At 69.3% G+C, this 8,699-nt stretch carries 6 protein-coding genes and 2 pseudogenes; 4 read left to right on the top strand and 4 right to left on the bottom strand.

The window, feature by feature from the left end; genetic code table 11:
• Nucleotides 1-38 precede the first annotated feature (38 nt).
• The 3 genes and pseudogenes from ACZ5SK_RS48160 to ACZ5SK_RS48170 all read left to right on the top strand — a co-directional run bounded on the left by ACZ5SK_RS48160 (nucleotide 39) and on the right by ACZ5SK_RS48170 (nucleotide 3,582).
• Nucleotides 39-851: a 3-hydroxybutyryl-CoA dehydrogenase gene (locus tag ACZ5SK_RS48160; RefSeq protein ID WP_468578080.1), complete on the top strand. Its 813-nt coding sequence runs from the start codon at nucleotides 39-41 to the stop codon at nucleotides 849-851.
• A 65-nt stretch (nucleotides 852-916) separates the two neighbouring features.
• Nucleotides 917-1,183, top strand: a pseudogene (locus ACZ5SK_RS48165) (alpha/beta hydrolase); the annotation flags it as partial.
• 344 nt (nucleotides 1,184-1,527) lie between these two features.
• The gene (locus ACZ5SK_RS48170; RefSeq protein WP_361709689.1) at nucleotides 1,528-3,582 is read left to right on the top strand and encodes an alpha-L-fucosidase; all 2,055 of its coding nucleotides are present in this window, start codon (nucleotides 1,528-1,530) and stop codon (nucleotides 3,580-3,582) included.
• Between the two features lie 69 nt (nucleotides 3,583-3,651).
• Here the strand turns inward: ACZ5SK_RS48170 and ACZ5SK_RS48175 are convergent, their stop codons facing one another.
• From ACZ5SK_RS48175 to ACZ5SK_RS48190, 4 genes are read right to left on the bottom strand one after another with little or no spacing between them, the layout of a single operon-like run.
• Nucleotides 3,652-4,662, bottom strand: a complete 1,011-nt coding sequence (locus ACZ5SK_RS48175; protein WP_334574498.1) for an aldo/keto reductase — start codon at nucleotides 4,660-4,662, stop codon at nucleotides 3,652-3,654.
• Nucleotides 4,659-5,417 (bottom strand): SDR family NAD(P)-dependent oxidoreductase, encoded by a 759-nt coding sequence (locus ACZ5SK_RS48180; protein WP_334574496.1) that lies wholly within the window; start codon nucleotides 5,415-5,417, stop codon nucleotides 4,659-4,661. The genes ACZ5SK_RS48175 and ACZ5SK_RS48180 overlap by 4 nt, the downstream gene beginning before the upstream one ends.
• Complete coding sequence (locus tag ACZ5SK_RS48185) at nucleotides 5,414-6,760, bottom strand: L-fuconate dehydratase (protein WP_334574494.1); 1,347 nt, start codon at nucleotides 6,758-6,760, stop codon at nucleotides 5,414-5,416. The genes ACZ5SK_RS48180 and ACZ5SK_RS48185 overlap by 4 nt, the downstream gene beginning before the upstream one ends.
• 11 nt (nucleotides 6,761-6,771) lie before the next feature.
• A complete protein-coding gene (locus ACZ5SK_RS48190) occupies nucleotides 6,772-7,623 on the bottom strand; it encodes a fumarylacetoacetate hydrolase family protein (RefSeq protein WP_334574492.1) in 852 nt (283 codons plus the stop codon).
• Between the two features lie 858 nt (nucleotides 7,624-8,481).
• On the opposite strand from ACZ5SK_RS48190, the pseudogene ACZ5SK_RS48195 reads away from it, so the two are divergent.
• A pseudogene (locus ACZ5SK_RS48195) lies at nucleotides 8,482-8,699 on the top strand (sugar ABC transporter substrate-binding protein); the annotation flags it as partial.

Here is an 8,699-nt window from a genome sequence, read left to right on the forward strand (position 1 = left end):
GCTCATCCGTCTCCGGCTTGACCTGCCCAGGGCGTGGCATCCAGCACCTCCTGGATGCCACGCTACCAGCCGAAACCCTTAAGTCACTGGTATTGGGCCTAGGCCGGGTCATCGCCTCCCTGGACCGGGGGCTGCGCAGCGGCAAGCTCACGGAAGCCGACCGCGATGCCGTGCTGCGCCGCCTCCGCTTCACCACCGAGCTCGCGGACCTGGCCGACCGCGACCTCGTGGTCGAAGCCGTCGCGGAGGACGAACAGATCAAGACGGAGGTGTTCACCGCCCTCGACAAGGTCGTCACCCGCCCCGGCGCCATCCTCGCGTCGAACACCTCCGCCATCCCGATCATGAAACTCGGGATGGCCACCGGCCGCCCGGACCAGGTCATCGGCATCCACTTCTTCAACCCGGTACCGGTCCTCGACCTCGTGGAACTCGTGCCGTCCCTGCTGACGAGCAGCCAGACGCTGGGCGTCTGCGAGGACTTCGTCACCGGCGTGCTCGGCAAGAAGGCCATCGGCTCCCAGGACCGCGCCGGCTTCGTCGTCAACGCTCTCCTCGTGCCGTACCTGCTGTCCGCGATCCGCATGCTGGAATCCGGCTACGCCTCCGCGGCCGACATCGACAACGGCATGGTCCTCGGCTGCGCCCACCCCATGGGCCCCTTGCGCCTGGCCGACCTGATCGGCCTCGACACGGTCAAGGCCATCGCCGACTCCATGTACGAGGAGTTCAAGGAGCCTCTGCATTCTCCGCCGCCGCTCCTGCTGCGTATGGTCGCCGCCGGCCTGCTCGGCAGAAAGACCGGCCGCGGCTTCCACGACTACGCCCGACCGGACCGGTCGGTGGGGTGAAGCCGGACCAGGGGATCGGTCCGTCGCGGCCCTGATGGCCAAGACGACAACCAGCGGGCCGAGACACCGCCTCACCACTGCGCGCCACCACCGACCAGTTGCGGGGACTGCCCCCGGCCCTGATCATGACCGCTGAGGCCGACGTCCTGCGCGACGAGGGCGAGGCCTACGCGAACAAGTTCCGTCGGGCCGGCGTCCCGGTCACCGCCGTGCGCTGACAGGGCATCTTCCACGACTTCGTCATGCTCAACGCCCTGCGCTGCACCCACGCCGCCGACGCCGCCATCAACCAGGCCATCGCCACCCTGCGCATGGCCCTCGGCACCGCGTAACCCGGCAAGCCGTCCCACGGGCTCGTCGTCGGGGGCGTCCACGGCGTGGCCCCCCGTCGCGCACCCACGGGAGCTCACTGCGGGCATCGCTCCCATAAAGGTCCGATGTATGGTGCTCAAGTCGACGAATGGGTGATCTTCCAGGCTCGGAGTACCACCAGGAACGCCCTGCTCGCCTCCCGTATTTGAGGCAATCTCGTCCCAGCTATAGACGCAGACATCGTCGTTCTCCTATAAATCCATCCGATGTCTTCTGTGGGGCGATGCGGAGCGCCGGCTGCCCTGCCGGTGTTCCGTTCCTGGCGCCCTGTCATGCCTCCACCCCCGACACATGGAGCCGCACCATGTCCTCTGCCTCCCTCAGCAGGCGCTCTCTGATGAAAGCCGCCGCCCTTGCCGGCACAGTGGCGGCCTTCGGGCTGCCGCAGGCTCTGTGGCCCTTCACCGCCGAGGCCTACACCGTCCCTTCGAAGATGGACTGGTGGTACCAGGCCAGGTTCGGGATGTTCATCCACTTCGGGTCCTACTCGCAGCTCGGCCAGGGCGAGTGGGCGTTCGACAGCCAGCAGTGGAGCAAGGCGAACTACCAGAGCCAGGTCACCCAGAACTTCAACCCGACCCAGTTCAACGCCGCCACCATCGCCGAACTGGCCAAGAACGCCGGCATGAAATACCTCGTGATCACCTCCAAGCACCACGAGGGCTTCGCGATGTGGGACTCCGACGTCGCGGGCTTCACCGACACCACCGGCACGAGGCAGTACAACCTGCACGACTTCGGCGGCGTCCGGACAGACCCGCTCATGGACCTCAAGAGGGAGTGCGAGAGCCGTGGGATCAAGTTCTGCCTGTACTACTCGATACTCGACTGGAACCACCCGTCCCAGACCGACCGTCACCAAAGCGGTCTCACCACGATGTCCTCGCAGGCCGCCCGCACCGCCTACATCGCCGACCTGAAGGCGCAGCTCCAGGAACTGCTGGACCGCTACGACCCGGCGCTGCTGTGGTTCGACGGCGACTGGTTCGGCGAGCCTTCCAGCCCCACTCTGGAAGACTGGTGGCTGGAATCGGACGGCGTCGACCTCTACAACTGGCTGATCGCCCGCAAACCCGGCCTCATCGTCAACGAACGGGTCAAGCGGGACCACGGCCTCGGCGACTACGCGGTCGCGGAGTTCGGGATACCGTCCGCGCCGATGGGCCGGCCGTGGGAGCGGTGCGCCACCATGAACGGCGCCTGGGGTTACAACGCGTCGAGTGAGAACTCCTACCGGTCCGTGAAGGACATCGTCCAAGAGCTCGTCACGGTGGTCTCCCGGGACGGCAACCTCCTGTTGAACATCGGCCCCAAGGGTGATGGTTCGGTCACCCCCGGTTCCCAGACCGTCCTGAACGGCCTGGCCTCATGGATGTCGACGCACAGCGACAGCATTCACGGCACCAGCGGCAGCCCGTTCGCCACTGAACCCGCATGGGGGAAGCTCACCAAGAAGAACGGCAAGCTCTTCGCCCACGTCTTCACCTGGCCCACGAACGGTCAGCTGCGCATCCCGGCGATCGACAACACGATCAGCCGCGTCTATCTGATGAACAACCCCTCGCTCTCGCTCCCGTACACCGTCACCGACCAGATCAACGTCACCGTGCCGGCCACCGCGCCCAACGCCAACGACTCCGTGGTGTGCGTCGAGGTCCAGGGCATGCCCGTCAGCGTTTCCGCGACGGTGAGCGCGAACGTCAACTACGAAGGTGCCCGCGCCGTGCTGCCGCTGGGCGGCTACACATCCTCCCAGTTGACCGCCGCCGGCCTGGGTCCCGCCATGGCCTCCTCCATCCTGGTGCCCGACGGCTACCAGGTGACGGGCTACTCCGGCGACAACTTCACCGGCACCGCCTGGACGTTCACCTCGAACACCCCCGACCTTCGGGTGACCGGCAACAACGACGTCATCGCCTCGCTGAAGGTGACGTTCAGGCCCGACAAGTACTTCCGCCTGGCCAACGTCACGAACCACTTGGTGCTGGACAGCGGCGGCAATGTCGCCGGAGGCTCGAACCTGAAGCAGTGGGAGTCGATGGTCCACGCCAATCTCCAGTGGCAGGCGATCGAACTGGGCAACGGGTACTACAGGCTCGTCAACCGCACCAACGGCATGGTCGCCGACGGCTGGGGCTCCACCGGCAACGGCGACCCGGCCCGGCAGAAGGCCTGGGACGGCAGTGACACCCAGCAGTGGCGGATCACCCACCGGGGACAGGGCCAGTACTCGGTCGCCAACCGCAGCACCGGACTGGTCCTCGACGGCGGCGGAATGGTCGCCGAAGGGGCCGTGACCAAGCAGTGGACGTGGCAGCAGAGCACCAACCTGCTGTGGACGTTCAGTCCGGTCGACTGACAGTCCGGTCGACTGACTGACGCCACTTTGGTCAGGACGGTCAGGACGGTCAGGAGGGTCAGCCGATCCTCATGACGGCTCCCTCGACGCAGTGGCTGCGGGCACGGGGGCGCCCGGGGCCAGCAGCCCTTCGGCGCGCAGCTCGTCCCACAGCGCGTCCGGGATCGGGCGGTGGAGTTGCTCCACGGTGTCGCGTACCTCTTCGGGGGAACGCGCCCCGGTCAGGACGCTCGCGACCGCGGGATGCCCGAAGGGGAAGCGCAGGGCGGCGGCGCGCAACGGCACACCGTGGCGTTCGGTCACCTCCAGCAGGCGCAGCGCGCGGTCGAGCACCGGCCGGGGCGCCGGGGCGTAGTCGTACGTGGCGCCGGGGCGCGGGGCGGTGAGCAGCCCTGAGTTGAAGACGCCGCCGATGACGACGCTCCGGCCGCGGGCCGCGGCCTCGGGCAGCACTTCGCCGAGGCCGTCCTGGTCCAGCAGGGTGTAGCGGCCGGCCAGCAGCACCACGTCGATGTCGGTCTCGCGCAGGAAGCGCGCGGGCAGCGCCGACTGGTTCATGCCGACGCCGATGGCCCCGACCACGCCCTGCGCGCGCAGCTGCTCCAACGCCGGGTACGCCTCCCGCAGAGCCTGCTCGGCGTGGTCGTCCGGGTCGTGCAGCAGAGCCATGTCGACCCGGTCGAGGCCGAGGCGGTCCAGGCTCGCCTCCAGTGAGCGCAGCACTCCGTCGGCGCTGAAGTCCCAGATGCGGCGGTGCGTTGCGGAGACGGCGAAGCCGTTCGCGAGGTCGTCACCATGGCCGTCGTCCTGAACCGGTACGAGGAGCCGACCGACCTTGGTGGAGACGGTGTACGTGTCCCGTGGGCGGCCGCTCAGCGCGGCGCCGAGCCGTCGCTCCGACAGGCCGAGCCCGTAGTGGGGCGCGGTGTCGAAGGTGCGGATTCCGACGTCCCAGGCCGCCTCCACGGTGGCGAGGGCGGACTCGACGGTGACCGGGTGGTAGAGGTTGCCCAGGCCCGCGCAGCCGAGCGCGAGTTGCGTGACCCCGACCGTGCTGCCGCCGAGCATGGTGGTTCTCATGCCCGGGCCGCCGGGCGCAGCCGCAGTCCCTGCATGCCGCCGTCGACCGCGAGCGCGGTCCCGGTGACGGACGCCGCGGCGGGACTCGCGAGGTAGACGACGGCGGCGGCGACCTCGTCGGCGCTCACCAGACGGCCCATGGGCTGACGGGCGTTGAGGGCGACGCGTTCGGCCTCCGGGTCGTCGGCGGCGTCCAGCAGCCGTGTCACCCAGGGGGTGTCGGCGGTGCCGGGGTTGACGCAGTTGACGCGGATGCCCTCCCGGACGTGGTCGGCGGCCATGGCCAGGGTCAGCGACAGCACGGCGCCCTTGCTGGCCGAGTAAAGGGCGCGCTGCGGCAGGCCCGCGGTGGCCGCGACGGAGCAGGTGTTGACGACGGCGGCATGCGCGGAGCGGCGCAGATGGGGCAGGGCGGCCCGGGTGGTGCGGACGATGCCCACGACGTTGACGTCCAGGACGCGGTGCCACTGCTCGTCGGAGTTGTCCTCCAGAGTGCCGATGGCGCCGATGCCGGCGTTGTTGACGAGGATGTCGATGCCGCCCAGCCCTGTGGCCGCGGCCGCCACGGCGGCGCGTACCGAGGCGTCGTCGCTCACATCGGCCTTGATACCGAGCAACGGCCGTGGCACACCGGCGGGTTCGAGGTCGAGCACGGCGACCGCCGCGCCCTGTGCGGCCAGCGCCCGGGCCGTGGCGAGCCCGATGCCGGAGGCGCCTCCGGTGACGACGGCCCTCAATCCTGACAGGTCGGTCATGCCACGTCCTCCTGCCCGGCGCGGTCGGCGACCCAGAAGGTTCCGTCCGGGTAGCCGTATTCGGCGATGGACTCCTCCCGCATGGTGGCGGAGAAGCCGGGGGCGAGCGGCGCGGTGTAGTGGCCGTCGCGGATCACCACGGGCGCGGTGAAGTGCTCGTGGAGGTGGTCGACGAACTCGATGACGCGGTTCTCCGTCGTGCCGGACAGCGCCAGGTAGTCGAACATCGACAGATGCTGCACCAGCTCGCACAGCCCCACCCCGCCGGCGTGCGGGCACACCGGCACCCCGAACTTCGCGGCGAGCAGCAGGATCGCGAGGTTCTCGTTGACGCCGCCGACCCGGGCCGCGTCGATCTGCAGGACGTCGATGGCGCCGGCCTGGAGCAGCTGCTTGAAGACGATGCGGTTCTGCACGTGCTCACCGGTGGCGACCTTCACCGGCGCCACCGCCCGGCGTACGGTCGCGTGTCCGAGGATGTCGTCGGGGCTGGTGGGCTCCTCGATCCAGTACGGGTCGAACTCGGCGAGCGCCTTGGTCCACTCGATCGCCTCGTCCACGTTCCATCGCTGGTTGGCGTCGATGGCGATGCGGATGCCGTCGCCGACGGCCTTGCGGGCGGTGCGCAGTCGTCGGACGTCGTCGGCCAGGTCGGCGCCGACCTTGAGCTTGATCTGGGTGAAGCCGTCGGCGACGGCCTGCTTGGCGAGCCGGGTGAGCTTGTCGTCGGAGTAGCCGAGCCAGCCCGGCGAGGTGGTGTAGCCGGGGTAGCCGCGCGCCAGCAGGATCGCCTCGCGCTCCGCGAGCCCCGCCCGGCCCTCGCGCAGCAGGGTGAGGGCCTCCTCCGGGGTGAGGGCGTCGGCGATGTACCGGAAGTCGACCTGGGAGACCAGCCACTCCGGCGAGGCCTGGGCGAGCAACTGCCACAACGGCTTGCCCTCCCGCTTGGCCGCGAGGTCCCACACGGCGTTGACGACGGCGCCGATCGCCATGTGCATCACGCCCTTCTCGGGGCCGAGCCAGCGCAGTTGGCTGTCGCCGACCAGGTCCCGGCTGAGCGAGCCCGGGTCGGCGCACAGCTCCTGGACAAAACGGCCCACGACATGGGGCCGCAGCGCGTTGATCGCGGCGACCTGGACGTCGTTGCCGCGTCCGATGGTGAACGTGAAGCCGTGGCCTTCCAGCCCGTCGCCGGCGTCCGTGCGCAGCACCACATAGGCGGCGGAGTAGTCGGGGTCCGGGTTCATCGCGTCGGACCCGTCCAGTTCCCGCGAGGTGGGGAAGCGGACGTCGAAGGTGTCGACCGCGGTGATCCGGGCGATCCGGGCGGAGGTTGCAGTCAAGGGAATGCCTTTCACGCTTGGCCGAAGGTCTGGCGCTGGCCGCCGAGCCCGTCGACGGAGAGTTCGACCGTGTCGCCGGGGCGCAGGTAGGGGGTCCCGGGAAGGCCGAGGGCGACGCCCGCGGGCGTACCGGTGTTGATCACGTCGCCCGGCTCCAGAACCATGTACTGGCTCAGGTAGGCCACGATGTGGTCCACGGGGAAGATCATGTCGCTGGTGTGGCCGTCCTGCCGCTGCACGCCGTTGACGCTGAGGCGCAGTCCCAGGTTCTGGGGATCTCCCGCCTCGTCGGCGGTCACCAGCCACGGTCCGAGCGGGTTGAAGGTCTCGCAGGACTTGCCGAGGTCCCACTGCGGCGAGTACTCCAGCTGGAACTCGCGCTCGGAGACGTCATGGCTGACCGCGTACCCCGCGATCACGTCACGCGCGGCCCGCGGTCCGTCGAGGTAGCGGGCCCGGCGGCCGATGACGACCGCGAGCTCGACCTCCCAGTCGGTCTTCACCGAGCCACGCGGGACGAGCACCTCGTCGTACGGGCCGACCACGGTGCCCGGGTCCTTCATGAACACCACCGGACGCGGCGGGATCGGCGCGCCGGTCTCGGCGGCGTGGTCGCGGTAGTTCAGACCGACGCAGACGATCTTTCCGGGGCGGGCGACCGGTGCGCCGATCCGCAGACCGTCCGCGTCCAGCTCCGGCAGCTCGCCCGCCGCGACCGCCGCACGGGCCCGGTCGACACCGTCGCCGGCGAGGAAGGCGCCGTCGATGTCGGAGGCCACGGAGGACAGATCCAGCAGCCGACCGTCGTCGGTGCGGACGGCGGGCCGCTCCTTGCCGGGCGCGCCGACGCGTAGCAGTTTCACTGGACAGCTCCCTTGCCATGGGTGGTTCGTGAGGGGGTGATCGGCCGTACGGGCTGCGCCGCCATCGGCGCCCTGGGCCGGACCGTGCGGGAGGACTTCGACCACCCACCACAGTCATCGGAGGTATGGCGGCACGGCGACTGTAGACGCAGAAGGGCCGACTGACAATGGAGACCTCGGATGTATGTGACCGTCGCGGTGCTTCCGTCTCGTCCTAGTGGTCGAAATGCACTGCTGTGACCGTGAGGTAGGACCGGATGCAACCCCTTCCTCCGATGAATCCAGAGGGTACTCGGGCGGCCGTCTTCCCTGATGAGAGCAGGGTGTGCCTGATGGACCTCCTGGTCTCGGAGGGGTGAGACGCCCCGTCGTGCGCTCCGGGAAGCCGCCGTCGAGCGTCCCGGAGGGGTGCCGTTGCCGAATTGTGAGCTGTTGTCGCTCGGTGGCCCGAACCCCGGCGAATCGATATAAGTCCAGGTGGGAAGCAGGTATGGCAGGTGGTCGAGGACGCCTGGGCGGGCCCGTGCTGCCCCGTGGTCCGATGTCCCGCAAATCCGTGGGGGCTGACTCTTGTCAACTTCGGCAACGCCGTCGTAACGTCCTCGACGTCCGAGATACATCGGAGGAATGGCCGCCCGATCCGGTGCCCGCGTACGACTCACCCCGTGCGGCCGTTCGGTCTCCTACGTCCCTCTGGCTGACCCTCACTCACGCCCCCGTCAGACGCGCTCCGCATGAGCCCTGTGCCGGATCCGCAGCCTGCCCGGCCGGCCGCCTCGTCCTTCCCCCGCAGGCGAGTACGCCACCCTCCACCGTCGCCCGGCGGCTCCCCGCCCTGCCTGAAGAGAGAACACGGTCATGAAGCTCGCTCGCACCCGCTCCACCGCCGCAGCCGTCACTGCCGTCCTCGCGGCGATGTCGCTCGCCACCGCGTGCAACCGCCAGAGTGCCGACGCGGTCGGCTCCGGCGGCGACAAGCCGGCCATCGGGATCGACCTGCCGCGTTCCGACTCCGACTTCTGGAACTCCTACGCGCAGTACCTGAAGAAGGACGTCAAGTCGGACGGCGTCAACGC

This window comes from Streptomyces sp. NPDC031474, from assembly GCF_055581185.1.

What these genes read in the sequence shown, in the direction of transcription:
- ACZ5SK_RS48175 (WP_334574498.1), bottom strand. Translation starts at nt 4,662, where the DNA reads ATGAGAACCACCATGCTCGGCGGCAGCACGGTCGGGGTCACGCAACTC.
- ACZ5SK_RS48180 (WP_334574496.1), bottom strand. Translation starts at nt 5,417, where the DNA reads ATGACCGACCTGTCAGGATTGAGGGCCGTCGTCACCGGAGGCGCCTCC.
- ACZ5SK_RS48170 (WP_361709689.1), top strand. Translation starts at nt 1,528, where the DNA reads ATGTCCTCTGCCTCCCTCAGCAGGCGCTCTCTGATGAAAGCCGCCGCC.